This window comes from Pseudoxanthomonas mexicana (assembly GCF_046736355.1).
Lineage (GTDB): Bacteria > Pseudomonadota > Gammaproteobacteria > Xanthomonadales > Xanthomonadaceae > Pseudoxanthomonas_A > Pseudoxanthomonas_A mexicana_B.
The window spans coordinates 3,270,083-3,294,888 of sequence record NZ_CP157201.1; the positions used below are offsets into that span (position 1 = coordinate 3,270,083).

Genomic DNA, 24,806 nt, shown 5'->3' on the forward strand with positions numbered 1-24,806 from the left:
GACGATGCCATTGCCGCTTCCGGAGCCTTGCCGGCTTTTCCATTCCCCATTCCCGATTCCCCACTCCCGGCTTCCCCCATGCGCGCCGACTTCTACCTGATCGCCAAGCCGCGCTTCCTCGGCGAACCGCTGCGGCTGGTCTGCGAGCTGGCGCGCAAGGCCTACGAGGCCAACCTGCCGACGCTGATCCTGGCGCGCGACACGGCCCAGGCCGAGGAACTGGACGACCTGCTGTGGGCGTTCGACGACGACGCCTACCTGCCGCACCAGATCGCCGGGCAGGACGAGGACGACGAGGTGACGCCGATCCTGATCGCCGCGCCCGGCTTCGACGCGCCGTCGCGGCCGCTGGTGATCAACCTGCGCGACGACTGCTGGCTGGGCGCCTGCGACCGCGTGCTGGAAGTCGTCCCCGCCGACCCGTCCGCGCGCGAACCGCTGCGCGAGCGCTGGAAGCAGTACAAGGCGCTGGGGTTCCAGTTGAACAAGTACGACATGTGACAGCCGGGAAGGGGGAATCGGGAATAGGGAATCGGAAAGGCCAGGACGCCGGCGATTCCCGCTCTTGATCCTCCATTCCCCATTCCCCATTCCCGATTCCCGCCCCATGACCGACTTAGCCCCCAGCTACGAACCCAAATCCTTCGAATCGCGCCTCTACGCCGAATGGGAGGCCGCCGGCCATTTCAGGCCCACCGGCCGGGGCGAGCCGTACACGATCCTGCTGCCGCCGCCCAACGTCACCGGCACGCTGCACATGGGCCACGCCTTCCAGCACACGCTGATGGACGCGCTGGTGCGCTACCACCGCATGCGCGGCTACGACACGCTGTGGCAGATGGGCACCGACCACGCCGGCATCGCCACCGAGATGGTGGTCTCGCGCAACCTCGCGCTCGAGGGCAACGGCGACACCCGCGACTCGCTCGGCCGCGACGGCTTCATCGCCAAGGTGTGGGAGTGGAAGGCGGCCTCCGGCGACACCATCGAGCGGCAGATGCGCCGGCTGGGCGCCTCCGGCGACTGGTCGCGCAGCACCTTCACGATGGATCCGCAGCCGTCGGCGGCGGTCGCCGAGGCGTTCGTGCGCTGGTACGAGCAGGGCCTGATCTACCGCGGCCAGCGGCTGGTCAACTGGGATCCGGTGCTGAAGACGGCGATCTCCGACCTGGAGGTGGAGAACGTCGAGGAGGACGGCTTCCTGTGGTCGATCGCCTACCCGCTGGCCGACGGCAGCGGTTCGCTGGTCGTGGCCACCACCCGCCCGGAGACGATGCTCGGCGACACCGCGGTGATGGTGCATCCGGACGACGAGCGCTACGCGCACCTGATCGGCAAGGCGGTGAAGCTGCCGCTGACCGATCGCGAGATCCCGGTCATCGCCGACGACTACGTCGATCGCGAGTTCGGCACCGGCGTGGTCAAGGTGACCCCGGCGCACGACTTCAACGACTACCAGGTCGGCCTGCGCCATGGCCTGCCGCTGATCAACATCCTCACCCCGACCGCGGCGATCAACGACAACGCGCCGGAGAAGTACCGCGGCCTGGACCGCTACGACGCGCGCAAGGCGGTGCTGGCGGACCTGGAGGATCTCGGCCTGCTGGTGGAGACCAAGCCGCACAAGCTGCAGGTGCCGCGCGGCGATCGCACCGGCCAGGTGATCGAGCCGTACCTGACCGATCAATGGTTCGTAAAGATGGACGCGCTGGCGAAGCGTGGCCTGGAACTGGTCGAGAACGGCGAGGTGAAGTTCGTCCCGCCGAACTGGATCAACACCTACCGCCACTGGATGGAGAACATCCAGGACTGGTGCATCAGCCGGCAGCTGTGGTGGGGGCACCGGATCCCGGCGTGGTTCGATGCCGAGGGCACCTGCTACGTCGGCCGCAGCGAGGCCGAGGTGCGCGCCACGCACGGGCTGGGCGACGACGCCGTGCTGAACCAGGACAGCGACGTGCTGGAGACCTGGTTCTCCTCGCAGCTGTGGCCGTTCTCGACGCTGGGCTGGCCCGACGCGCAGGCGATGGCCGAGCGCGGCTTCGACCGCTACCTGCCGTCCAACGTGCTGGTCACCGGCTTCGACATCATCTTCTTCTGGGTGGCGCGGATGATCATGGCCACCGACAGCTTCACCGGCCAGGTGCCGTTCCGCGACGTCTACATCACCGGCCTGATCCGCGACAAGGATGGGCAGAAGATGTCCAAGTCCAAGGGCAACGTGCTGGATCCGCTGGACATCATCGACGGCATCGCGCTGGAGGACCTGGTCGCCAAGCGCACCGGCGGGCTGATGCAGCCGCGCATGGCCGAGAAAATCGAGAAGGCCACGCGCAAGGAATTCCCCGACGGCATCATCGCCCACGGCGCCGACGCGCTGCGCTTCACCATCGCCGCGCTGGCCACCCACGGCCGCGACATCAAGTTCGACCTCGGCCGCGCCGAGGGCTACAAGAACTTCTGCAACAAGCTGTGGAACGCCAGCCGCTTCGTGCTGATGAACACTACCGATTCCCTTCCCCCGCTTGCGGGGGAAGGTGCCCGGAGGGCGGATGGGGGCAACGCGATAGCCCATCCGCAGCCAGCCACCGACGCCGAAAGATGGATCCTCGCCCGCCTCGCCAAGGTCACCACCGAAGCGCAGGCGCAGTTCGCCGCCTACCGCTTCGACCTGCTGGCGCAGGCGCTGTACGAGTTCGCCTGGAACGAGTTCTGCGACTGGTTCGTCGAGCTGGCCAAGCCGGCGCTGGCCGGCGACGACGCCGAGGCGGCCGCCAGCACCCGCCACACCCTGCTGCACGTGCTGGAATCGCTGCTGCGCCTGCTGCACCCGCTGACGCCTTTCGTCACCGAGGAACTGTGGCGGCAGGTCGCCCCGCGCCTGGGCATCGACGCGGCCACGATCTCGCTGCGGCCCTACCCCGTCGCCAACGACGACGCGGCCGGCTACGCCGCCGCCGAGGCCGGCGTGGAATGGCTCAAGTCGATGGTCACCGCGCTGCGGCGCGTGCGCAGCGAACTGGGCGTGCCGCCGGGCAGGCAGGTGCGCCTGCTGTTGCAAGGCGGCCAGGCCGACGATACCGCGCGGGTGGAGCGTTTCGCCCCGTCGCTGAAGTTCCTGCTCCGGCTGGAAGGCATCGAATGGCTGGAACCCGGCGCCGATGCGCCGCCCGCGGCGGCGGCCATCGTCGGCGACCTGAAGCTGCTGGTGCCGCTGGAAGGGCTGGTCGATCTGGACGCCGAGCGCGCGCGCCTGGACAAGGAGATCAAGCGCGTCGAAGCCGAGATCGGCAAGTGCGAGGGCAAGCTCGGCAACGCCACCTTCGTGCAGAACGCCCCGGCCGCGGTGGTCGAGCAGGAGCGCGCGCGACTGGCCGACTGGAGCGCCCAGCTCGCCGGCCTGCGCGGGCAGCGGGCCAAGCTGTAGCCCGGGATGAGGCCGCGGGAGGCCGGCTTCCCGGGGTCCAGGCAAAAGCCCCCCTCACCCCAACCCTCTCCCCCATCGCGATGCGATGGGGAGAGTTCCGTCAGCTACAGCGACCTCGTTCAAATATCCACGCGACGCATCAAGCCCCCTCTCCCCCGCTCGCAGGGGAGAGGGCTGGGGTAAGGGGGGCTGACGCCGCGAGTAATGCCGGCTGCCCGCGGATCCAAGCAGAAGCCCCCCTCACCCCAACCCTCTCCCCCATCGCGATGCGATGGGGGAGAGGGAGCTGCATCCCCACATGCCGTTCAAGACGTACGCAAGGGGGGGAGAATTCCGCCGGCTACAGCGGCCTCATTCAAATATCCACGCGACCCATCAAACCCCCTCTCCCCGCTCGCGGGGGAGAGGGGGCCGCATCCCCACATGCCGTTCAAGACGTACGCAAGGGGGAGAATTCCGCCGGCTACAGCGGCCTCATTCAAATATCCACGCGACCCATCAAGCCCCCTCTCCCCCGCTTGCGGGGGAGAGGGCTGGGGTGAGGGGGCTGACGCCGATAGGAATGCCGGCTCCCCCTCACCCCAAGCCACCCCCATCGCGATGCGAGGGGGGAGAGGGAGCTGCATCCCGAAACGGCCCCGTAGCGATCCGCATCCCGCACGCGAATCCGCGCAATCGAAACCATCCGCTCCCGCTCCTGCTCCTTCCCGGGGGCATTTCGTCGCCCTCCCTCCGATTTCATCGCGATCCGCTGGCGGCCGCCGCGCGGGCCGCTATGCTCGCCGCCATCAGTCAGACCGCCGTGATCGCCGTGTTCGCCAGCCTCCATCTCGTCTTCCGCATGCTGTTCGCCTGGGCCGTGACGCTGATCCTGGCCGGGTTCCTGTGGAGCGGGCTGTTCTACGGCATGAACGACGGCCCGGGCTGGATCTTCGGCCTGCTGTGCATGCTGCTGATGGTGTCGGTGCTGATCGGCACGATCTCGCACATCCGCCGGGTCGGCCTGATCGCCAGCCGCGTCGATCGCACCACGCTGTCCACCCGCCACCGCCGCCAGATCGAGATGCCGTGCGAGGCCGGCGAGGCCTTCGACATGCTCGACGCGGCGCTGCGCGAACTGCCACGCTGCGAGCACATCGAGAGCGCGCGCGACAGCCTGCAGGCGCGCGCCAGGGTGCCCCGCGCCGATCCCTACGCCGAGCGGCCGCCGTCGCGCTTCAACGTGTTCGCGCGGCTGGCGATCAAGCACAACCAGATCAAGGCCACGGTGACGCCCGGCCACGGCACCAGCAGCATCACCCTGCTGTGCGGCCCGGACGCGGAGGTGTGGACCGACCTGCTGCTGCTCGACGACGGCAGCAACCTGGAGAACGTCGAGGCGCTGACCCGCGCGATCACCCGCCGCGTGTCCGAGCGCCGCCGCAGCGAGAAGGCCGAGGTCGCGCAGACGGTCACCGACAAGGAACTGACCGTGGCCCGGCTCAACCTGCTGCACGCCCAGGTCGAGCCGCACTTCCTCTACAACACGCTGGCCAGCGCGCAGGTGCTGACCCGCACCGATCCGGCCCGCGCCGACCAGATGCTCGGCCACCTGATCCAGTACCTGCGCCGCTCGCTGCCGCAGATCGACGACACCGATTCCACCCTGGGCGACGAACTTGAGCGCGCGCAGGCGTACCTGGAGATCCTGAAGATCCGCATGGGCAATCGCCTGCAGTTGCAGATCGACGTGCCGGATCCGCTGAAGCGCCAGCCGTTCCCGCCGATGATGCTGCAGACGCTGGTCGAGAACGCGATCAAGCACGGCCTGGAGCCGAAGACCGAGGGCGGCACCGTGTGGATCCGCGCGCGCGAGCACGACGGCCAGGTGTCGGTCACCGTCGCCGACGACGGCCTGGGCTTCAACGCGCAGACCGGCGGCACCGGCATCGGCCTGAAGAACGTGCGCGAACGACTGCGCCTGCTGCATGGCGGCGCGGCGAACTTCTCCATCGTGTCCAACTTCCCCGCCGGCGTGGCCGCGACCATCGCCGTGCCCACCGCAGGAGAGCGCCGCCATGACTGACTGCGTGATCGCCGAGGACGAGGAACTGCTGCGCACCGCGCTGGCCTCGCTGCTGCGCGAGGTGTGGCCGGAGCTGCGCATCGTCGCCGCGTGCGAGGACGGCGCCAGCGCGCTGGAGGCCATCGCCGAGCACCAGCCCGCCGTGGCCTTCCTCGACATCCGCATGCCCGGGCTGACCGGCATGGAAGTGGCGCGCGCCGCCGGCGAGGCCAGCCCGCGCACGCAGATCGTGTTCGTCACCGCCTACGACCAGCACGCCATCGACGCCTTCGAGCAGGGCGCGGTCGATTACCTGCTCAAGCCGGTAACGCGCGAACGGCTGCAGGCCACCGTGCAGCGGCTGCAGGCGCGCGCGGCCAGCGGCCATCCCGACACCGCCACGCTCGATGCACTGCTGCGGCGGCTGGCCGGCGCGAACGCGCGCAAGCGCGAGCCGCTGGTCTGGCTGACCGCCAGCGCCGGCCGCGAGACGCGGCTGATCATGGTCGAGGACGTGGCCTACTTCCAGGCCGACAACAAGTACACCACGGTGATGACCGCCGACGGCGAGGCGCTGCTGCGCAAGCCGATCCGCGAACTGCTCGACGCGCTGGATCCGGACGTGTTCAAGCAGATCCACCGCTCCACCATCGTCAACCTCAAGGCCATCGCCTCGATCGCGCGCGACGACACCGGCAAGGGCCGGGTGAAGCTGAAGTCGCGCCCGGAGACGCTGACCGTCAGCCAGGCCTTCATGCCGCTGTTCCGCAACATGTGATCACGCACCGCGGCCGCACGCAGGACGCGCCGCCGCCACGAGGACTCCGCCATGCGCATCATCGCCAGCTGCTTTTCCGTGCTGCTCTCGCTCGCCGGCTGCCACGACAGGCCACAGGCGACCACGGTGGTGCGCGCCTCGGCCGATGGCGTGGACACGCTGCACAGCCGCGCCACCCTGCGCGGCGGCGTCGCCCGCTTCGAATGCCTGCGCAGCGACAGCGGCCATTGCCACTACGTCGTGCAGGCGGACGACTGCCGCCTCGCCGCCGGCGTGGATCGCATCACCCGCTGCGGCGAGCCGAAGGTGGAGCGATTTGCACTGGACGTCGGCGCCAACGTCGAGCTGGCGGTGCGGACGACCGACCTGCGCCAGTGCGTGGACAGCCTGGCGCCGGCGGCGCCGGATTGCCCGGGCTGATCGTCGATCAGACCCGCGCGCCGCAGCCCATGCACCTGCGCCAGGTCCGGCCCTGGCGGTCGGTGCGCGGGCGCGACAACGGGCCGCCGCACTCGCAGCGCTGCTCGCGGCCCTGCGCCCAGCGCCACAGCCGCCAGCTGGCACGCAACGCCAGGTACAGCGCCACCATCACCGCAAGCAGGAAAACCAGCGACGCCAGCCGCGCTGCCGGCACGCTGCCGATCAGCCGGTGCGAGCGCGCGAACATCTCGGCCAGCAGCAGCCCGCCGACCGGCACCAGCGCGGCCGGCGCATACATGCGCAGCACGATTCTGGATATCGGCTTCATCGCCTGTCACCTCCCTCGGACGATCCGCAGTAGAACCCGGCCGCGCGCGCCGCTCAATGACCCGGGTGCAGGCCGTGGCACTTCCGCTTCACTTCACTTCGTCATCCCGGCGCAGCCGGGAAGTACTTCACATTGGCCGGGCGCGGTCAGCCGAGCAAGCTCGGCTCTACAGGCTGGGTGCGCCCGGGCTGCGGGAAGGTGGACGATACGCCTAGCTGGTGATGGTCTGGGTCAACGACTGCCAGGTCGGCGGCTCGGGCCAGTCGGGCGACTGGTTGCCGTCCAGCACGCGGCGCAGGTCGCGGCGGTCCACCTGCGGGGCCAGCGCGTGGACCAGGTCCAGCGCGTAGTCGCGCAGCACGCGCTCGCGCGGCAGCACCGCCCAGGCGATGCACTCCTTGATCTCCCCGGGCGCCGGCCAGGCGCGCAGGTCAGTGTCGCCGGCGCTGACCGCCATCTCGGCCAGCAGGCCGACGCCGAGGCCGGCGCGCACGTAGGTCTTGATCAGGTCGGCATCCAGCGCGGTCACCGCGATGCTCGGCTCCAGCCCGGCGCCGGCGAAGGCGCGCTGCAGCGACGACCCGCTGCGGGTGGAAGATTCGTAGCTGATCAGCGGCTGCCGGGACAGGTCTTCCATGCCGGGGACGGCGTCGCCGCGATCCAGCGCGTGGCCGCGCGGCACCAGCACCAGCCGCCGCCAACGGTACAGCGGCACGGCGATGCCGGCGCCAGGCTCGTCGCCGGAGGTGCTGACCACGGCGATGTCGGCGTCGCCGGCGCTGAGCAGGTCCAGCGCGTCGCTCTCTGCGGCCTGTTGCAGGTGCACGCTGACCTGCGGGTAGGCCTGCTTGATGCGGGCGATGGCCGGCGGCAGCACGAAGCGCGCCTGGGTGTGGGTGGTGGCCAGGATCAGCTGTCCCTGGCTCTCGCGGCGCTGGTTGGCCGCGTAGGTGCGGATGTTGTTGGCCTCGGCCAGCAGCGCGCGGGCGCGCTCGATGACCTCGCCGCCGGCCTGCGTGATCGCCTCCAGGCTGCGGCCCTTGCGCACGAACAGCAGGAAGCCCAGCTCGTCCTCCAGCTGCTTGAGCTGCTTGGACAGGCCCGGCTGGGTGGCGTGCACGCGCGCGGCCGCCAGGGTGATGTTGAGGTCGGCGTCGGCGATGGCCACCAGGTAGCGGAGTTGGGTCAACGTCATGGTGGGGACGGGCGAGGCCGGAACGGCTCGTGAATGTAGAGGATTTCCCCGGAACGTAGCCGCCGCCGCTTATAACCACAAGGAATATGTGCAGAGGGGTTCGTCATTTCCTCGCCCATATAACCCGACGTTAGGGTCAGCGGCCCGACTTCACAGAACACCGCCGTGAGCGCACCGCTGTTTCCCCTGTTCGCCGATTTGCGCCAGCGCGCGGTGCTGGTGGTCGGTGGCGGCGCGGTCGCCGAGCGCAAGGTCGAGGCGCTGCTGCACGCCGGCGCCCTGCCCCGGGTCGGCGCGCCGGCGCTGACCGCCCGCCTGGACGACTGGGCCAGGCAGGGCCGCATCGCGCATGTCGAAGGCGGCTTCACGCCGGCCTGGCTGGAAGGCGTATGGCTGGTCGTCGCCGCCACCGACGATGCCCGGGTCAACCACGCCGTCGCCGCGGCCGCCGAATCGCGCCGGCTGCTGGCCAACGTGGTGGACGACGCCGAGCTGTCCAGCTTCCACGTGCCGGCGGTGATCGAGCGCGGCGCGCTGCAGGTCGCCATTTCCAGCGGCGGCGGCGCGCCGATGGTCGCCCGCCACCTGCGCCGCCAGTTGGAGACCTGGCTGGACGACAGCTGGGGCGCGCTGGTCGACCTGTTCGCCCGCCAGCGCCAGCGCATCCGCGCGCGCTTCCCGCAGCTGGGCCAGCGCCGCCGCTTCTTCGAGGACGCGCTGGCCGGGCCGCTGCCGCAGCTGCTGCGCCGCCGCCAGACGGAGCGCGCCGCGCAGTGGCTGGACGAGGCGCTGGCCTCCCCCGTGGCCGCAGCCTGCCCCGGCTTCGTCACCCTGGTCGGCGCCGGCCCCGGCGACCCGGGCCTGCTGACCCTCAACGCGCTGCGCGCGATGAACGAGGCCGACGTGATCCTGCACGACCGCCTGGTCAGCAACGACGTGCTGCGGCTGGCGCGGCGCGATGCCGCGCGCATCGAGGTCGGCAAGTCCGCCAGCGGCCACAGCGTGCGGCAGGAGCAGATCCACGCACTGATGCTGGAGCACGCGCGCGCCGGCCTGCGGGTGGTGCGGCTGAAGGGCGGCGATCCGTTCGTGTTCGGCCGCGGCGGCGAGGAACTGGAGTTCCTGCGCGCGCACGGCGTCGGCTACGCGGTGGTGCCCGGCATCACCGCGGCGCTGGCTTGCGGTGCCTACGCCGGCATCCCGCTGACCCACCGCGACCACGCCCAGTCGGTGCGGCTGGTCACCGCGCACTGCAAGGACTCGCTGGATACGCTGGACTGGGCCGCGCTGGCGCAGGAACGGCAGACGCTGGCGGTCTACATGGGCGTGGCCGGGCTGGACGGCTTCCGCGCGCGGATGCTGGCGGCCGGCCGCGCGCCGGGCACGCCGTTCGCGCTGGTCGAGAACGGCTCGCGCGCCGTCCAGCGCGTCGTCACCGGCACGCTGGACGACCTGCCCGCCGCCGCCCTGCGCCACCGCGTGCAGTCGCCCGCGCTGCTGATCCTGGGCGAGGTCGCCGCGCTGGCCGACACGCTGCACTGGTTCGGCGACGCGCCGCTGCGCGGCGACGCCGCGCCTTCCTCACCCGCCCTGAAGGACGCGGCGCCCACGCTGGCGCACGCGGCCTGATTCCCGCTTCCCCTTTGCCTCGCCGCTACCGGAGACTCGCATGGCCATCCACGACAGCATCCTCGACACCATCGGCCGCACCCCGGTCGTCAAGCTGCAGCGCATCGCGCCCGCGCACGTGAACGTCTACGCCAAGGTCGAGTCGTTCAACCCCGGCGGCTCGGTCAAGGACCGCCTGGCGCTGGCGATCATCCTCGACGCCGAGGCCAGGGGCCTGCTCAAGCCCGGCGACACCATCGTCGAGGCCACTTCCGGCAACACCGGCGTGGCGCTGGCGATGGTCGCCGCCGCGCGCGGCTACAAGTTCGTCGCCACCATGACCGAGACATTCTCGATCGAGCGCCGCAAGCTGATGCGCGCCTACGGCGCCAAGGTCATCCTGACCCCGGCCGCCGAGCGCGGCACCGGCATGGTGCGCAAGGCCGAGGAACTGGCCGCCAGGCACGGCTGGTTCCTCGCCAGCCAGTTCGCCAACCCCGCCAACCCGGCCTACCACCGCAACACCACCGCGGCGGAAATCCTGCGCGACTTCGCCGGCCTGCCGCTGGATCATTTCGTCAGCGGCTGGGGCACCGGCGGCACGTTGACCGGCGTCGGCGAAGTGCTGCGGGTGGCGCGCCCGGAAGTGCGCATCACCGCCGCCGAGCCGGCCAACGCGGCGCTGCTGAGCGGCAACGAATGGAAGCCGCACAAGATCCAGGGCTGGACGCCGGACTTCGTGCCGGAAGTGCTCAATCGCGAGGTCGCCGACCGGATCCTGCAGATCGCCGACGAGGAGGCGATCGCCCATGCACGCCGGCTGGCCGCCGAGGAAGGCATCTTCGTCGGCGTTTCCGCCGGCGCCACCGTGGCCGCCGCGCTGCGGGTCGCGCAGGACGCCGAACCCGGCTCGGTGCTGCTGGCGATGCTGCCGGATACCGGCGAGCGCTATTTCTCCACCCCGCTGTTCGAGGGCGTCAACGAGGGATCGGACGACGAATGGCTGGCGTCGGTGGCTGAGGCTTCGCTGCCCTGAGGTCCCACAGCGGTTACGGAAGAGTCCTTCTCATCCGCCAGCGGGGAGAAGGTGCCCGAAGGGCGGATGAGGGGGAAAGCGCGGCATGCCGCGCAAACGGATCACCTCGACCCCGCAAGCAGGGGGAGAGGGGAAGCCCAGGAATCCGCGTTCCAAACAAAGACGCCGGCATCAGCCGGCGTCTTCGCATGCATGAAGATGTGAACAGGCCGATCAGCCTTCCCACTCGCCCATCGCCGCCAGGCCGTTCTCCTTGGCGCGCGCATGGACCACCTGCTGCGCCTTGGCGAAGTTGCCCTTCAGGTCCTGCGACCACAGCTTCAGCGCGGCCTGCTGCATCGCGCGACCGTAGGAGAAGCTCAGCGGCCACGGCAGGTTGCCCAGGCGGTTCATCGCGTTGAGGTGGGCGGTGGACTGCTCGTCGGTCTGGCCGCCGGACAGGAACACGATGCCCGGCAGGATCGCCGGCACGGTGCTCTTCAGGCACATCACGGTGGACTCGGCCACCTCGTCGACGTCGGCCTGCTCCGGGCAGTCCTTGCCGGCGATGACCATCGAGGCCTTCAGGATGGTGCCTTCCAGCAGCACGTTCTGCTCGTACAGCGCGCCGAACAGCGAGCGCAGCGTCGCCTCGGTGACCTCGTAGCAGGTCTGGATGTCGTGGTTGCCGTCCATCAGCACCTCCGGCTCGACCATCGGCACCAGGCCGTTCTCCTGGCACAGCGCGGCGTAGCGCGCCAGCGCGTGCGCGTTGGCCTCGATGCAGGTGCCGGACGGGATGTCGTCGCCGATGGTGATGACCGCGCGCCACTTGGCGAAGCGCGCGCCCAGGGCGTAGTACTCCTTCAGGCGATCGCGCAGGCCGTCCAGTCCTTCCGTGACCACCTCGCCCGGGCAGCCGGCCAGCGGGTGGGTGCCCTTGTCGACCTTGATGCCCGGGATGATGCCGTTGGCGGCCATGTGCTTGGCGAACGGCACGCCGTCGCGGGTGGACTGGCGCAGGGTCTCGTCGAACAGGATCGCGCCGGAGATGTAGTCGGAGAGCCTGGGCGTGGTCAGCAGCAGCTCGCGGTAGGCGCGGCGGTTCTCCTCGGTGTTCTCGATGCCCACGCCGGCGAAGCGCTTGGCGATCGTGCCGGTGGACTCGTCGATCGCGATGATGCCCTTGCCCCGGGCCACCATGGCCTGGGCGGTTTCTGCAAGCTGTTCGATGCTCATGAGGGGTTCCTGTGGAGGGGGCGGGAAAAGACCAATTATAGACCAGCGCCCCGGGCGTGGGCGCCGGACGATGCCTGCGAAAGCAGCGGGCCCTACAGTTCGCCCAGTCCCTCGGGCTTGCCGTCGGCGCCGATCTGCAGCAGCCGCAGCGTGTTGGTCGCGCCGTGGGTCTCCATGTGGTCGCCGCTGGTGAAGATGACGCGGTCGCCCTCGTCCAGCAGCGCGCGGTCGCACAGGCAGCGCAGCGATTCGCGCGCGGCCTCGCGCGGGGCCAGGCCGCGGCTGTCGAAGGCGATCGGCACCACGTCGCGCATCAGCGCCATGCGCCGGCGCGCTCCGTCGTGGCGCGAGAACGCGTAGATCGGCGCGTTGGCGCGGAAGCGCGACAGGTAGCGCGCGGTGCCGCCGGACTCGGTCATCGCCACGATCGCGCGCACGCCGATGTGCTCGGTCAGGAACATCGCCGCCATCGCGATGGCCTGGTCGGCGCGCAGCAGGTCGCGCGGCGCCTTCTCGAAATCGGTGTCCATCTCGAACTGCTTCTCGGCGCCCAGGCAGATGCGCGCCATCGCCTCGACCGCCCGCACCGGGTAGGCGCCGGCGGCGGTCTCGGCCGACAACATCACCGCGTCGGTGCCGTCGATGACCGCGTTGGCCACGTCCAGCACCTCGGCGCGCGTGGGGATGGGGCTTTCGACCATCGACTGCAGCATCTGCGTGGCGGTGATCACCACGCGGTTGCGCGCCAGCGACTCGCGGATGATCTTCTTCTGCAGGCCGGGCAGCTCGGCGTCGCCGATCTCCACGCCCAGATCGCCGCGCGCGACCATCACCACGTCGCTGGCGTCGACGATCTCGGCCAGGTTCTCGATCGCCTCGGTGCGCTCGATCTTGGACACCAGCGCCGCGTCGCTGCCGTGCGCGCGGGCGATCCGGCGCGCCTCGTTCATGTCCTCGGCGTTGCGGCAGAACGACACGGCGATGAAGTCCACGCCGATCTTGGCGACGATGCCGATCAGTTCCTTGTCGCGCTCGGTCAGCGCGCCCAGCGACAGCCCGCCGCCCTGCTTGTTCAGGCCCTTGCGATCGGACAGCGCGCCGTCGTTGAGCACGCTGCAGACGATGCGCGCGCCTTCCACGCGCTCGACGCGCAGCTGCATCAGGCCGTCGTCGAGCAGCAGCACGTCGCCGGGCTGCACGTCGCCGGGCAGGCCCAGGTAGCTGACGCCGACCTGCGTGGCATCGCCCGGCGGCGCCCCGGCGTCGGCGACCAGGTCGAAGCGTTCGCCGGCGCGCAGCATCACCTTGCCCTCGGCGAAGCGCTCGATGCGGATCTTCGGGCCGGGCAGGTCGGCCAGGATGCCGACCTCGGCGCCGGCGCGCTGCGCGGCGGCGCGCACGGCGGCGGCGCGCCTGGCCTGCGCGGACGGATCGCCATGCGAGAAATTCAGCCGCACCACGTTGACGCCGGCGCGGAACAGATCGTCGAGCACGCCGGGGGGATCGGTGGCCGGTCCGAGCGTGGCGAGGATCTTGGTGCGGCGTAGGCGTGCGCTCATGGAATCTTCTGCGGCTGAAAACGCACAAACGCTATCACAGCCGCGCGCATCGGCGATGGCCTTGCGCGCGGGGTTGGCGGGGTTGTCCCGGGACAGCAGGCGCGACAAGCGGAAACCGCTGTTTTCAAGCGGTTTTCCCGCATTGACGAGTGGTATTTTTTTGGTCTTTGCGCAGGCCTGATTGCTGCGCTTGCACATGGCTGCTTGCGCGTATTGCGCGAAGCGGGCGATGGAACTGCCACCACCCTCGCATCATCTGCTTCGTCCGTTTCCTTCTCCCGCCTGCGGGAGAAGGTGGCGCACGGCGCCGGATGAGGGGAAGCGCGTCACCGGGCCAGGTTGCGAACGGATTGCCCCCATCCGCTACCGTATCAAGTACGGAGCAGGCTCTTCGGGCACCTGTCCGGCCCAGCGCAGCGCGCCGGGCGTTCGGCCGGTTCGCGCGGCATGCCGCACAAGCGGGGGAAGGGAGAACGTTTGCGTGCATGCCGCCTTGCCGGGAGGCAGCATTCAAGCCGCCAGCAGATCCAGCAGATGGCGCGGATTCCGCGCCAGCGCATCGGCCCCGGCGGCGCGCAGTTCGGCCTCGCCGCCGAAGCCCCACAGCACGCCGACGCCGCGCATGCGGTGGTGGCGCGCGCCCTCGATGTCCATGTGGCGGTCGCCGATCATCGTGCAATCGGGCGCGCGCAAGGACAGGCGCTGCAATGCCTCGGCGATCAGTTCCGGCTTGTGGCTGATCGCGCCGTCGGCGGTGGCGCCGACGATGTCGTCGAAGCAGTCGCCGAACGGCAGGTGCTCGACGATCCTGCGCGCATGCGGCTCGTTCTTGGCGGTGACCACCGCCAGTCGGTGGCCGGCCTGGCGCAGCGCGATCACCGCCTCGCCGATGCCCGGGTAGATCTCGTGCTCGCTCCAGCCGTGGCTCTCGAAGCGTTCGCGGTAATGCTCCACCGCCCGTTCCACCCGCGCCGCCTCGCCCAGCAGCGGGGCGAAGCTGGTGCGCAGCGCCGGGCCGATCCAGCGCCGCAGTTCTTCCTGCGGCGGCACCGGGTGATCCATCCGCTCCAGCGCGTGGGCGACGCAGCGGGTGATGCCGACGGCCGAGTCGATCAGCGTGCCGTCGAGGTCGAAGAACAGCGTGGTGCGGCTCACTGCCCGCGCGCCTCCAGCGCGGCCACCGCCGGCAGCGTCTTGCCTTCGAGGAACTCGAGGAACGCGCCGCCGCCGGTGGAGATGTAGCCGACGTCGCCGCCGATGCCGTACTTGTCCACCGCCGCCAGGGTGTCGCCGCCGCCGGCGATCGAGAACGCCTTCGACGCGGCGATCGCGCGCGCCAGCGCCTCGGTGCCCTTGCCGAAGGCGTCGAACTCGAACACGCCGACCGGGCCGTTCCACACCACCGTGCCGGCGCCGGCGATCAGCCCGGCGTAGCGCGCGGCGGTGTCCGGGCCGATGTCGAGGATCAGCTCGTCGTCGGCGACCTCGGCCACCGGCTTCACCGTGGCCGGCGCGTCGGCCTTGAACTCGGTGGCCACCACCACGTCGGTCGGCAGCGGGATGTCGGCGCCGCGCGCCCGCGCGTCGGCGACGATCTGCCTGGCGGTGTCGAGCAGGTCGGCCTCGTACAGCGACCTGCCGACCGCATGGCCGGCCGCGGCGATGAAGGTGTTGGCGATGCCGCCGCCGACGATCAGCTGGTCGACCTTGCCGACCAGGCTGGACAGCAGTTCGAGCTTGGTCGAGACCTTGCTGCCGGCGACGATCGCCAGCAGCGGCCGCGCCGGCGCGTGCAGCGCCTTGGCCAGCGCGTCCAGCTCGGCCATCAGCAGCGGGCCGCCGGCCGCAACCGGGGCGAAGCGGATGACGCCGTGGGTGGAAGCCTGCGCGCGGTGCGCGGTGCCGAAGGCGTCCATCACGAACACGTCGCACAGCGCCGCGTACTTGCGCGACAGCGCCTCGTCGTCCTTGCCCTCGCCGGGATTCATCCGGCAGTTCTCCAGCAGCGCGATCCGGCCCGGCTGCACGTCCACGCCCTCGGTCCAGTCGCGCAGCAGCGGCACTTCCACGCCGAGCAGCTCGGACAGGCGCGCGGCCACCGGCGCCAGCGAATCGGCCTCGCTCCACACGCCTTCCTTCGGCCGGCCCAGGTGCGAGGTCACCATCACCGCCGCGCCCTTCTCCAGCGCCAGCTTCAGCGTCGGCAGCGAGGCGACGATGCGCTGTTCGGAGGTGATGCGACCGTTCTCGATCGGCACGTTGAGATCCTGGCGGATCAGCACGCGCTTGCCGGACAGATCGAGGTCGGTCATGCGGACGATGGCCATGCGGCGTTCCTTCTGGCGGGGAAAGACGCCTATTGTCCCGGCTACGGCGCGGGCGGGCAAACCGGGGCGGGCCGGCACGCCGCGATTCCGATGCGTCGAGGCTGAACGCCAGGGCAGTTTCGATTCGGATTCTTGATTCTGCCGCCATCCCCGCGAAGGCCGAAGCCACGGGCGGCTACGAGGAGCCTCTGCTCGAAGCCTGTTGCGACGCCGGCCCCCGGATTGCCCGGGTGACCCCGCCAGGCCCGGCGCTTTGCCAACGCTACCGGCGATCTGGCCAAGAGCGACGGCATCGACGCCCGCATCCTTGCGCTGATGGCCCGGCGGTTCGCCGACTGGCTGCGTCCCCATGCAACGCCGGGATCAAGCCGAATCGCGGAGCAATCCGGCTTGAACGATGTCAGGCGCCAACGAGCTTCCAGTGCTTTGAGGCATTCAACTTCTTCCTGGCTTCCTCAGAGGCGAAAATTCGAACGTAGCCACAACCGTGACATACGCACGGACAGATCTCGGCCGCAAAAAAGCCACCGGCCAACCCAGGGAGCAATGTCTCCCCCATTGCACCGCCCGGGTTTGGAAAGTACTTCCCATACTGATAAATCTCATTCGAGCCACATACCGGACAAGGTTTCATGCGTATTTCCTCGCTGTTGAGGTCTTGGGTGTTGATATCCAGCGCCGCAGCCAAAGCCTTCTTTGACTGGAGCGATGCTGATCCACACTTTTCGACGCGTTGAACGGTCCGCAGATTCAACCCGGCCGCGATGGCCAATTCTTCCTGTGACCAGGATCGCTCCTTGCGGAGCTTGATGATCAATTCGGAATTAACGTTCATCGATACCCTCGACGGGTTTTCAGGGACGCGAGGTACTCTTCACGAAGCGCCGGGAAAGGCATACGGCTTGCGTACGTGAGCGATGCGGCGATAGTACGACAGTCTTACGACACCGAGCTGCGTCTCGAGGGCTTGGTCATGGCCTGGGCAGGCCCGACCACAAGACAGTTGCTGAAGTCGCTGGATCCCCGCCTTCGGGGACGACGGACAAATCGAACCTAGTCGACCTTCGGCCGCCGCAGCAGGCTGAACGCCATCGCCGCCACCAGCGCCGCACCCCCCAGCAGCAGCGCCCACAGCAGCCAGCCGGTCCAGTTCACCGGGGTGGCCTGCGGGGCCAGCGCGGCGTCGCCGGCCAGCGTCCGCGGCTGGCCCAGGTAGGCCGGCGCCGGGCGCCAGTCGTCGCCCTGCGAGCGCCGCAGCGCATCGACCAGCTGCGGCATCGGCGCGGCCGCGCGCGCGGCCTTCGCGCTGCCGGCCACCAGCGTGTACGGCCCTTCGCCCTGCGCCAGGAACACCACCACCTCCGGCCGGTACAGCAGGCGCAGCGTCGGCGCTTCCACCGGGACGCCGCGGGTGGCGTGCAGGCGCCAGTAGCGGTCGCGCACCGGCACGTCCGCCAGCGCCTGCGGCTGCGACACGCTGGCCGCGCTGTTGCCGGCCACGCGCCAGGCGAACCACGGGCCGGCGCGGCGCTGCCAGGCTGCGTCCTCGCGGTCGCGGCTCTCGACCATCCATTCCACCGCCGCGTTGCCCTGCCCTTCGATGTCGACCGCCGCCACCGGGAAATGCCCGAGCAGATCGAACTCGTAATAGTCGCGCCCCTGCGCGCCGACCTTGCGCGCGGCCAGCGACTCGTGCGCCAGCGCCGGCTGCGCGCGCAGCGGCGGCAGCCGCGCCTGCGCGCCGGTGACCGGCAGCGCCGGCGCGTCGTCCAGCGGGGTCAGCCGCAGGTAGCGCGCCGGCTGCACCAGCGGCACGTCGTTGTGGCGCAGGCGCTGCCCGCCCTGCGCCAGGTCCAGCAGTTCCAGCCGAGTCTGCGCGGTGCGCCAGTCCTGCAGGTCGTCGCTGGTCTCGACGCGGAAGGCGGCGCGGATCGGCCGCTCGGCGTTCCACTGGATCTCCACCGCCTCGACGCGCTCGCGCACGCGGCTGAGGTCGAACTGCAGCACGCGGCCCTCGCCTTCGGCGGTGGCCTGGGCATCGCCGGCGCGGGCCTGCACCGAGAGGATGCGGCCGTCCGCGTCGCGCTCGGCGAACACGGCCAGATCGCCGCGTGCCTTGCCGGCCTGCGCGGGCAGCGCGAACCACGCCACCGGCACGCGCCGCGCCGAACGGGTCAGCGGCGCCTCCGGCGCGAACACGTCGGCCGGCACCGGCTGCCCCTGCGCGTTGATCACGTCCAGATCCTTCAGCGCCGGCCCGATCGCGGTGCGGTAGACCTGCGCGTCCAGCTCGACGCGGTAGGCGCCGCCGTCGTCGCGCCCGAGCAGCAGCGGCCACTGCCGCGCGTAGTCCTCGCGCGGCGCGGCGGTGGCGATCAGCGGCAGCAGCAGCGCCAGCCAGGCCAGCCTCGTCGTCTTCATGCGTTGATTTCCCCGGGGTTGCGCGGCGGCGCGGGCGCCAGGTAGCCCACGCCGGTGCACAGCAGGCCATAGGCGATGAACGAGGCGATGCCGAGCACGTCGCCCAGGTTGCCGCGATCGATCAGCAGCAGCTTGCCCAGCACCACCGCCATCAGCACCGCCCCGGCCAGCCACAGCGTGCGCTGGCCGCGCCGCGAGCCGAGCACCCAGCCCATCACGCCGAGCGCGCTCCAGACCACGGTCAGGCTGGTCTGCGCCAGGCTGGTGCGCAGCAGGCCCTCGTTCCACGCGATCCCGCCCCAGTGGTGGACCGCGTGCAGCGTGATCGAGGTGACCAGCAGGAAGCCGGCAACCGACAGCAGCACCACCCGCAGGTCGCGCAGCATGCCGGGCGCGTGCCCCGACCACAGCCAGTGCGCGGCCAGCGCCAGCGTCGCCGCCTGGGCGAGCTCCAGCGGATTGAGCAGCGGCAGCCACGGCAGCGGCGCGCTGTCGCCGGCGGCCAGCAGCGAGAACGGCCAGCCGACCGCCAGCACCAGGAAATACAGGCCCAGCAGCAGCGGACGCCAGCCGTCGAAACGCTCGCCCAGCGGCGCCGCCAGCCACGGCCAGCGCAGCAGGCCCACCGCGGCCAGCACGCACCACGGCGACGCCACCGCCAGCCAGCGCCAGCCCTCGGCCAGCGCCTGGCGATCGCACAGCCACAGCAGCAGCAGCGAGATCACGAACGGCCACACCAGCCACCACACCCCTTGCGCGGCGGCGGCCAGGCGATGCCCGCTGGCGCGCAGGCAGATCAGGCTGCGCACGCCCAGCACCGCATAGGCCAGCCAGGCCCACGCGCCGTGACCGGCGAACGGCTGTCCATGCGCGTCGCTCTGCAGCAGCGCCAGCGGCACGGCGGCGGCCAGCCCCAGCAGCGTGGTCGCGGCCAGCGCGGCGGCCGGACGGCGGCGATGCGTCTCGGCCGCCAGCCAGCCGGTCAGCGCGATCAGCGCCAGCGCGGCGTCGGCGCGCGCATCCCAGGCGACGAAGCGCCCGATCTCGTGCAGGCCATTGCCCAGCCACCACGCCAGTCCCCACAGGTAGAACAGCAGCGCCGGCAGGTCCAGGCGCCGTTCGCGATAGCTCCACGCGCTGCCCAGCCCGGCCAGTGCGATCAGCAGCGCGCTCATGAACGCCGGATTGGCGATGGCGTCCGCGGCCGCGCCACTGCCGGCCAGGAACGCCAGCGCCGCCAGCAGTTGCAGCGCGATGCCGCTGACCTGCGGCAGCCGGCGCCGCTGGCGCAGGCCCAGCCACACCAGCGCCGCGCCTTCCAGCGCGAACACGCTGGCGGTGGCGCGGGCCGACAGCGCCAGCGGCACCGCCAGCGTGGCGAAGCCGACCGCCAGCAGCGCGTAGGACTGCCGCAGCGCCGCGCCCGTGCGCATGCGCCGCAGCAGCCACCACGCCAGCGCCGCGTACAGCGCGCCCAGTCCCAGCGCGTTGAACGCCAGCGGCATGCGCGCGCCTTCCAGCAGCGCGGCCTGCAGCGAGAACGCCACCAGCGGCGTGCCGAACACCAGGCAGCCGTCGATGAAGTCGCGCCGTCCTTCCGGCAGCCGGCGCAGGTACAGCAGCGGGATCAGCAGGTAGAAGGCGAAGAACAGCAGCAGGAACGGCTCGGTGCTGGCGAACTTGTGCGGCTGGTAGTCCATCGCGCCCCACAGCGTGCCGATGCCGAAGGTGAAGGCGAAGCCGAGCAGGTTGAGCACGCGCCACGACTTGAACCACGCCACCGCGAAGATCGCCGCGTTGAGGATGGCGTAGTACGAGAACAGCGCAACGTGGTTGCCGCTGCCGGTCGAGAGCCAGATCGGCGCGAGGAAACCGGCCAGCAGCGCCAGCACCGCCAGCGCCCTGGCGTCCTGCAGCACCGCCAGCATGCCGGCGCCGGCCACCAGCACGATGCTCAGGCCGAACGCCAGTTCCACCGGCAGCATCGTATGAAGCTTGAACGCGGCGAACACGGTCAGCAGCAGCACGCCGATCGCCCCGCCCTGCAGGCTCAGCGCGAACGCGCGGTTGCTCTCGCGCTTGCGCCAGGCGAAGGCCAACGCGGCCAGCGCGGCGGCGGCGATCGCGGCCAGCCGCAGTTCCAGCGGCAACGAGAACAGGCCCTGGTCGCTGGCGTACTTGAGCAGCGCCGCGACGCCGGCGAACAGCACCAGCACGCCGATCTTGACCGGCACGTTGCCGACGGTGAACCAGCGCCGGATCGCGCGCAGCGCGATGTCGAACACGCCCGGCTCGGGATCGCGCGGGGCTGGCGCGGGCTGCCGCCACTGCGGAGGCATTTCCTGCGTGGATGGGCGGCGCGGCGGCGGCGCGGGACGGTCGGGAACCGACGGGATCGGCGGCGGAACCGCCGGACGTGCGGCAGCGGCGTCGGCACCGGCATCGGACTGGACGGAAGCGGGTGCGTCGGCAGCGGCCGCGATCGTGGTCGTTGCCGGCCCGGCGGCATGGGCGGGCGCGGGTGCGCGAGGTGCTTCGCTCGGTGCCTGGCGCGCCTGCGGCGCGGCCTGCAGTTCCTGCAGCCGCTGCTCAAGCACGCCGACGCGGCGCTTGAGCGCGGAGAGGGAGAACAGCGCCACGATCAACAGCACCGGCATCGCCAGTATCGCCAAGCCCACCAGTACCAGCAGTCCTACCAGGTCATCCATCGCACGTCCTCTGATGCCGCGCCTGTCCGCATCCGATGCACGCCTGCGGCACTGGAGCGGCAGCCTCCGGTATCGCCCGGGTTTTTGCAAGGCACGCGGCCAGAGTCGCCGGGATCCCGGACATTCCCACGAAAGGCAGCGGAGCAAGCTCCGCTCTACAAAGGGTGCCTGTAGAGCCGAGCTTGCTCGGCTGCATTTTGCCGCCCGCAGTGCATCGGCGCGGCAGGTGGCATGGATGCCTTGCCGGGAATCCGGCGGGCATTCCCACGAAAGGCAGCGGAGCAAGCTCCGCTCTACAAAGGATGCCTGTAGAGCCGGGCTTGCTCGGCTGCATTTTGCCGGCCCGCAGTGCATCGGCGCGGCAGGTGGCATGGATGCCTTGCCGGGAATCCGGCGGGCATTCCCACGAAAGGCAGCGGAGCAAGCTCCGCTCTACAAAGGGTGCCTGTAGAGCCGAGCTTGCTCGGCTGCGTTTTGCCGGCCCGCAATGCATCGGCGCGGCAGGTGGCATGGATGCCTTGCCGGGAATCCGGCTGACATTCCCGCGAAAGGCAGCGGAGCAAGCTCCGCTCTGCAAAGGGTGCCTGTAGAGCCGGGCTTGCTCGGCTGCATTTTGCCGGCCCGCAGTGCATCGGCGCGGCAGGCGGCATGGACGCCTTGCCGGGAGTCCGGCGGGCATTCCCGCGAAGGGCAGCGGAGCAAGCTCCGCTCTACAAAGGGTGCCTGTAGAGCCGAGCTTGCTCGGCTGCATTTTGCCGCCCGCAGTGCATCGGCACGGCAGGCGGCATGGATGCCTTGCCGGGAGTCCGGCGGACATTCCCGCGAAGGGCAGCGGAGCAAGCTCCGCTCTACAAAGGGTGCCTGTAGAGCCGAGCTTGCTCGGCTGCATTTTGCCGACCGCGGTGAAGGGCAAGGCCGACGGCATGAAGACCAAAAAAGAAGGGCGCCATCGTGGCGCCCTTCCTGCGGATTGCGGTGGCGATTACTTCGCCGCGACCACCTTGACCATTTCCAGGCACTTGTTCGAGTAGCCCCATTCGTTGTCGTACCAGGCGACGATCTTGACGAAGGTGTCGTCCAGCGCGATGCCGGCCTCGGCGTCGAAGATCGAGGTGCGTGCGTCGCCGCGGAAATCGGTGGCCACCACCTTCTCGTCGGTGTAGCCGAGGATGCCCTTCAGCGCGCCCTCGCTCTGCGCCTTCATTTCAGCGCAGATCTCGGCGTAGGTGGCCGGGCTGGCCAGCTCGACGGTCAGGTCGACCACCGACACGTCCGAGGTCGGCACGCGGAACGACATGCCGGTCAGCTTGCCCTTCAGTTCCGGCAGCACCACGCCCACGGCCTTGGCCGCGCCGGTGGAGGAGGGAATGATGTTCTCGAGGATGCCGCGGCCGCCGCGCCAGTCCTTGTTGGACGGGCCGTCGACGGTCTTCTGCGTGGCGGTGGCGGCGTGCACGGTGGTCATCAGGCCGCGCTTGATGCCCCACTTGTCGTGCAGCACCTTGGCCACCGGCGCCAGGCAGTTGGTCGTGCACGAGGCGTTGGAGATGATCGCCTGGCCTGCGTAGGTGGCGCAGTTGACGCCGTGCACGAACATCGGCGTGTCGTCCTTCGACGGCGCCGACAGGATGACCTTCTTCGCGCCGGCATCGAGGTGCTTCTGCGCGGTCGCCTTGTCCAGGAACAGGCCGGTCGATTCGATCACCACCTCGGCGCCGACCTCGTCCCACTTGAGGTTGGCCGGGTCGCGCTCCTGGGTCAGGCGGATGCGGTGGCCGTTGACGATCAGCGTGTTGCCTTCGACCTGGATCTCGCCCTTGAAGCGGCCATGCACGGAGTCGTACTTGAGCATGTAGGCCAGGTAGTCCGGCTCCAGCAGATCGTTGATGGCGACGATCCGGATCTCGTCGCCGAAGTTCTGCACGGCCGAGCGCAGCACGTTGCGTCCGATGCGGCCGAATCCGTTGATGCCAACCTTGATTGCCATGTTCAGTAGCTCCTGCGGCCGCGACGGCGCGGCGGGTGGATGGAAGGGGCCGATATTCTAGCAAGGCGGGGCGACGGCGGCCGGAACGCGGGGTTTTCGCGATTGATCAGGATCAAGGCGGAGGCGTTAAGGAATCGGAAAACTGCACCCGTACCTCCACTCCCATCGAGAATCCACATGAGCACGACCTCCCGCATCCTGATTGCCGGCCTGTCCGCCGCGCTCGCCACCGTCGCCGCCCCGGCGATGGCCCAGTCCAAGGGCGACCTGACCCTGGCCATCGGCGCCCACCAGGTGGCCCCGAAGTCCAACAACGGCGACCTGGTGGTCGGCCGGGCCGACGTGGACAACGACATCAAGCCGACGCTGATGCTCGAATACTTCATCGCCGACAACCTCGGCCTGGAAGTGATCGCCGCGGCGCCGTTCAAGCACGACGTGTCGGTCGGCGGCGCCCACATCGGCAGCGTCAAGCACCTGCCGCCGACGATCTCGCTGCAGTACCACTTCAACAGCGCGGGCAAGGTCTCGCCGTTCGTCGGCGCCGGCGTCAACTACACGCTGTTCTTCAGCGAGGACACCTCCGGCGTGCTCGGCTCGGACGTCTCGCTGAAGAACTCCTGGGGCCTGGCCGCGCATGCCGGCCTCGACTTCAAGGTCGGCGAGAAGGGCGCCATCCGCGTCGACGCGCGCTGGATCGACATCGACAGCGACGTCAGCCTCGGCGGCACCCAGCTCGGCACGGTCAACATCGACCCGCTGGTCTACGGCGCGGCCTACGTGCTGAAGTTCTGATCCAGGCGCCGGCATGGCGCAGGCGTCCAGCGCCTGCGCCTTCCGCACCACGCTTCCGGAACGGGGCGGATCGTGCCGGTACAATGCCGGCATGATCCGTCCTTTTCTTTGCCTGCTGCTGTCCCTCTCCGTCTGCGCGCCGGCTTCGGCGTGGGGGCCGCTCGGCCATCGCCTGGTCGCGCGGCTGGCCGAGGACGAACTCACCCCGCAGGCGCGCGCGCAGATCGCGCTGCTGCTGGCTGGCGAGCAACACCCCACCCTGGCCGGCGTCGCCAACTGGGCCGACGACCTGCGCGCCAGCGATCCGGACCTGGGCCGGCGTTCGGCGCGCTGGCACTACGTCAACCTCGGCGAGCACGACTGCCGCTACCAGCGCGAACGCGACTGCCCCGGCGGCGACTGCGTGGTCGAGGCGATCCGCGCGCAGGCGGCCCTCCTCGCCAACCGCTCGCGGCCGCTGGAGGAACGCCGGCGCGCGCTGAAGTTCGTCGTCCACTTCGTCGGCGACGTGCACCAGCCGCTGCATGCCGGCTACGCGCACGACAAGGGCGGCAACGATTTCCAGACCCATTACCGCGGCAAGGGCGGCAACCTGCACCGCGTGTGGGACAGCGGCCTGCTGGGCAGTGCCGGCCTGGACGAGGATGCCTGGCTGCGCCAACTGCGCGCGCAGCCGCGCCCGGCGCGCGAGCCGGCGGCCGCGGTCCCGCCGTCGGCACGCTGGGCCAGCCAGTCCTGCGCCATCGTGACCGCGCCGGGCTTCTATCCGCCGCAGGCGCGGTTGCAGGACGACTATTACGCGCATTACCGTCCGCTGGCCGAACGCCAGATCCGCATCGCCGGGCGGCGGCTGGCGCAGTTGCTCAACACGGCGCTGGATGGCGCCTGATCGTTTCCGCTCCTTTCCCGGGAGATCGCGATGACGCACAGGCTCCGCAAACCGGCATCGCGCGGC

The 24,806-nt window shown here is 70.3% G+C and carries 19 protein-coding genes; 9 read left to right on the forward strand and 10 right to left on the reverse strand.

The annotated features are described in order from the left end of the window. The first annotated feature begins 78 nt into the window (after positions 1–78). From AAG688_RS15130 to AAG688_RS15150, 5 genes are all read left to right on the forward strand, one after another. Entirely contained in the window at positions 79–501 is a 423-nt protein-coding gene (locus AAG688_RS15130) for a DNA polymerase III subunit chi (RefSeq protein ID WP_411833015.1), read from the forward strand. Between the two features lie 106 nt (positions 502–607). After that, positions 608–3,427 (forward strand): valine--tRNA ligase, encoded by a 2,820-nt coding sequence (locus tag AAG688_RS15135; protein ID WP_411833016.1) that lies wholly within the window; start codon positions 608–610, stop codon positions 3,425–3,427. A gap of 811 nt (positions 3,428–4,238) precedes the next feature. Then, positions 4,239–5,492 carry a sensor histidine kinase gene (locus tag AAG688_RS15140; protein WP_411835032.1) on the forward strand — a complete coding sequence of 418 codons (1,254 nt, stop codon included), beginning with the start codon at positions 4,239–4,241 and terminating at the stop codon, positions 5,490–5,492. After that, complete coding sequence (locus AAG688_RS15145) at positions 5,485–6,249, forward strand: LytR/AlgR family response regulator transcription factor (protein WP_411833017.1); 765 nt, start codon at positions 5,485–5,487, stop codon at positions 6,247–6,249. Before AAG688_RS15140 ends, AAG688_RS15145 begins: the two co-directional genes overlap by 8 nt. 51 nt (positions 6,250–6,300) lie before the next feature. Next, a complete protein-coding gene (locus tag AAG688_RS15150; RefSeq protein WP_411833018.1) occupies positions 6,301–6,669 on the forward strand; it encodes a hypothetical protein in 369 nt (122 codons plus the stop codon). A gap of 7 nt (positions 6,670–6,676) precedes the next feature. Here AAG688_RS15150 and AAG688_RS15155 read toward each other — a convergent pair whose 3' ends face one another. Further along, positions 6,677–6,997 carry a hypothetical protein gene (locus AAG688_RS15155; protein WP_411833019.1) on the reverse strand — a complete coding sequence of 107 codons (321 nt, stop codon included), beginning with the start codon at positions 6,995–6,997 and terminating at the stop codon, positions 6,677–6,679. Between the two features lie 211 nt (positions 6,998–7,208). Then, positions 7,209–8,192: a LysR family transcriptional regulator gene (locus AAG688_RS15160; RefSeq protein WP_411833020.1), complete on the reverse strand. Its 984-nt coding sequence runs from the start codon at positions 8,190–8,192 to the stop codon at positions 7,209–7,211. 165 nt (positions 8,193–8,357) lie between these two features. On the opposite strand from AAG688_RS15160, the gene cysG reads away from it, so the two are divergent. Further along, positions 8,358–9,821: a siroheme synthase CysG gene (cysG, locus tag AAG688_RS15165; protein ID WP_411833021.1), complete on the forward strand. Its 1,464-nt coding sequence runs from the start codon at positions 8,358–8,360 to the stop codon at positions 9,819–9,821. Between the two features lie 40 nt (positions 9,822–9,861). Further along, a complete protein-coding gene (gene cysK, locus AAG688_RS15170; RefSeq protein WP_411833022.1) occupies positions 9,862–10,836 on the forward strand; it encodes a cysteine synthase A in 975 nt (324 codons plus the stop codon). A 213-nt stretch (positions 10,837–11,049) separates the two neighbouring features. Here cysK and AAG688_RS15175 read toward each other — a convergent pair whose 3' ends face one another. From AAG688_RS15175 to gap, 8 genes are all read right to left on the reverse strand, one after another. Then, positions 11,050–12,054, reverse strand: coding sequence for a class I fructose-bisphosphate aldolase (locus AAG688_RS15175; RefSeq protein ID WP_411833023.1), 1,005 nt, complete (start codon positions 12,052–12,054; stop codon positions 11,050–11,052). A 92-nt stretch (positions 12,055–12,146) separates the two neighbouring features. Beyond that, positions 12,147–13,613, reverse strand: coding sequence for a pyruvate kinase (pyk, locus tag AAG688_RS15180; RefSeq protein WP_411833024.1), 1,467 nt, complete (start codon positions 13,611–13,613; stop codon positions 12,147–12,149). A gap of 510 nt (positions 13,614–14,123) precedes the next feature. Beyond that, positions 14,124–14,768 (reverse strand): HAD hydrolase-like protein, encoded by a 645-nt coding sequence (locus AAG688_RS15185; RefSeq protein ID WP_411833025.1) that lies wholly within the window; start codon positions 14,766–14,768, stop codon positions 14,124–14,126. Further along, positions 14,765–15,940 carry a phosphoglycerate kinase gene (locus AAG688_RS15190; RefSeq protein ID WP_411833026.1) on the reverse strand — a complete coding sequence of 392 codons (1,176 nt, stop codon included), beginning with the start codon at positions 15,938–15,940 and terminating at the stop codon, positions 14,765–14,767. The genes AAG688_RS15185 and AAG688_RS15190 overlap by 4 nt, the downstream gene beginning before the upstream one ends. 400 nt (positions 15,941–16,340) lie before the next feature. After that, a complete protein-coding gene (locus AAG688_RS15195; protein ID WP_411833027.1) occupies positions 16,341–16,775 on the reverse strand; it encodes a helix-turn-helix domain-containing protein in 435 nt (144 codons plus the stop codon). A gap of 218 nt (positions 16,776–16,993) precedes the next feature. Further along, positions 16,994–18,361, reverse strand: a complete 1,368-nt coding sequence (locus AAG688_RS15200) for a DUF3999 family protein (RefSeq protein ID WP_411833028.1) — start codon at positions 18,359–18,361, stop codon at positions 16,994–16,996. Beyond that, positions 18,358–21,060, reverse strand: coding sequence for a DUF2339 domain-containing protein (locus AAG688_RS15205; RefSeq protein ID WP_411835033.1), 2,703 nt, complete (start codon positions 21,058–21,060; stop codon positions 18,358–18,360). The genes AAG688_RS15200 and AAG688_RS15205 overlap by 4 nt, the downstream gene beginning before the upstream one ends. A 991-nt stretch (positions 21,061–22,051) precedes the next feature. Beyond that, positions 22,052–23,056 (reverse strand): type I glyceraldehyde-3-phosphate dehydrogenase, encoded by a 1,005-nt coding sequence (gene gap, locus AAG688_RS15210; protein ID WP_411833029.1) that lies wholly within the window; start codon positions 23,054–23,056, stop codon positions 22,052–22,054. Positions 23,057–23,233: 177 nt separating this feature from the next. Between gap and AAG688_RS15215 the strand changes: the two genes are divergently transcribed. After that, entirely contained in the window at positions 23,234–23,851 is a 618-nt protein-coding gene (locus AAG688_RS15215; protein ID WP_411833030.1) for an OmpW/AlkL family protein, read from the forward strand. Between the two features lie 91 nt (positions 23,852–23,942). After that, on the forward strand, positions 23,943–24,740 hold the full coding sequence (locus AAG688_RS15220) for a S1/P1 nuclease (protein ID WP_411833031.1): 798 nt from the start codon (positions 23,943–23,945) through the stop codon (positions 24,738–24,740). Positions 24,741–24,806: the final 66 nt, after the last annotated feature.

What these genes read in the sequence shown, in the direction of transcription:
- AAG688_RS15220 (WP_411833031.1), top strand. Translation starts at nt 23,943, where the DNA reads ATGATCCGTCCTTTTCTTTGCCTGCTGCTGTCCCTCTCCGTCTGCGCG.
- AAG688_RS15150 (WP_411833018.1), top strand. Translation starts at nt 6,301, where the DNA reads ATGCGCATCATCGCCAGCTGCTTTTCCGTGCTGCTCTCGCTCGCCGGC.
- AAG688_RS15200 (WP_411833028.1), bottom strand. Translation starts at nt 18,361, where the DNA reads ATGAAGACGACGAGGCTGGCCTGGCTGGCGCTGCTGCTGCCGCTGATC.
- AAG688_RS15160 (WP_411833020.1), bottom strand. Translation starts at nt 8,192, where the DNA reads ATGACGTTGACCCAACTCCGCTACCTGGTGGCCATCGCCGACGCCGAC.
- AAG688_RS15130 (WP_411833015.1), top strand. Translation starts at nt 79, where the DNA reads ATGCGCGCCGACTTCTACCTGATCGCCAAGCCGCGCTTCCTCGGCGAA.
- AAG688_RS15190 (WP_411833026.1), bottom strand. Translation starts at nt 15,940, where the DNA reads ATGGCCATCGTCCGCATGACCGACCTCGATCTGTCCGGCAAGCGCGTG.
- AAG688_RS15175 (WP_411833023.1), bottom strand. Translation starts at nt 12,054, where the DNA reads ATGAGCATCGAACAGCTTGCAGAAACCGCCCAGGCCATGGTGGCCCGG.
- AAG688_RS15145 (WP_411833017.1), top strand. Translation starts at nt 5,485, where the DNA reads ATGACTGACTGCGTGATCGCCGAGGACGAGGAACTGCTGCGCACCGCG.
- AAG688_RS15215 (WP_411833030.1), top strand. Translation starts at nt 23,234, where the DNA reads ATGAGCACGACCTCCCGCATCCTGATTGCCGGCCTGTCCGCCGCGCTC.
- AAG688_RS15195 (WP_411833027.1), bottom strand. Translation starts at nt 16,775, where the DNA reads ATGAACGTTAATTCCGAATTGATCATCAAGCTCCGCAAGGAGCGATCC.
- gap (WP_411833029.1), bottom strand. Translation starts at nt 23,056, where the DNA reads ATGGCAATCAAGGTTGGCATCAACGGATTCGGCCGCATCGGACGCAAC.
- cysK (WP_411833022.1), top strand. Translation starts at nt 9,862, where the DNA reads ATGGCCATCCACGACAGCATCCTCGACACCATCGGCCGCACCCCGGTC.
- AAG688_RS15135 (WP_411833016.1), top strand. Translation starts at nt 608, where the DNA reads ATGACCGACTTAGCCCCCAGCTACGAACCCAAATCCTTCGAATCGCGC.
- pyk (WP_411833024.1), bottom strand. Translation starts at nt 13,613, where the DNA reads ATGAGCGCACGCCTACGCCGCACCAAGATCCTCGCCACGCTCGGACCG.
- AAG688_RS15155 (WP_411833019.1), bottom strand. Translation starts at nt 6,997, where the DNA reads ATGAAGCCGATATCCAGAATCGTGCTGCGCATGTATGCGCCGGCCGCG.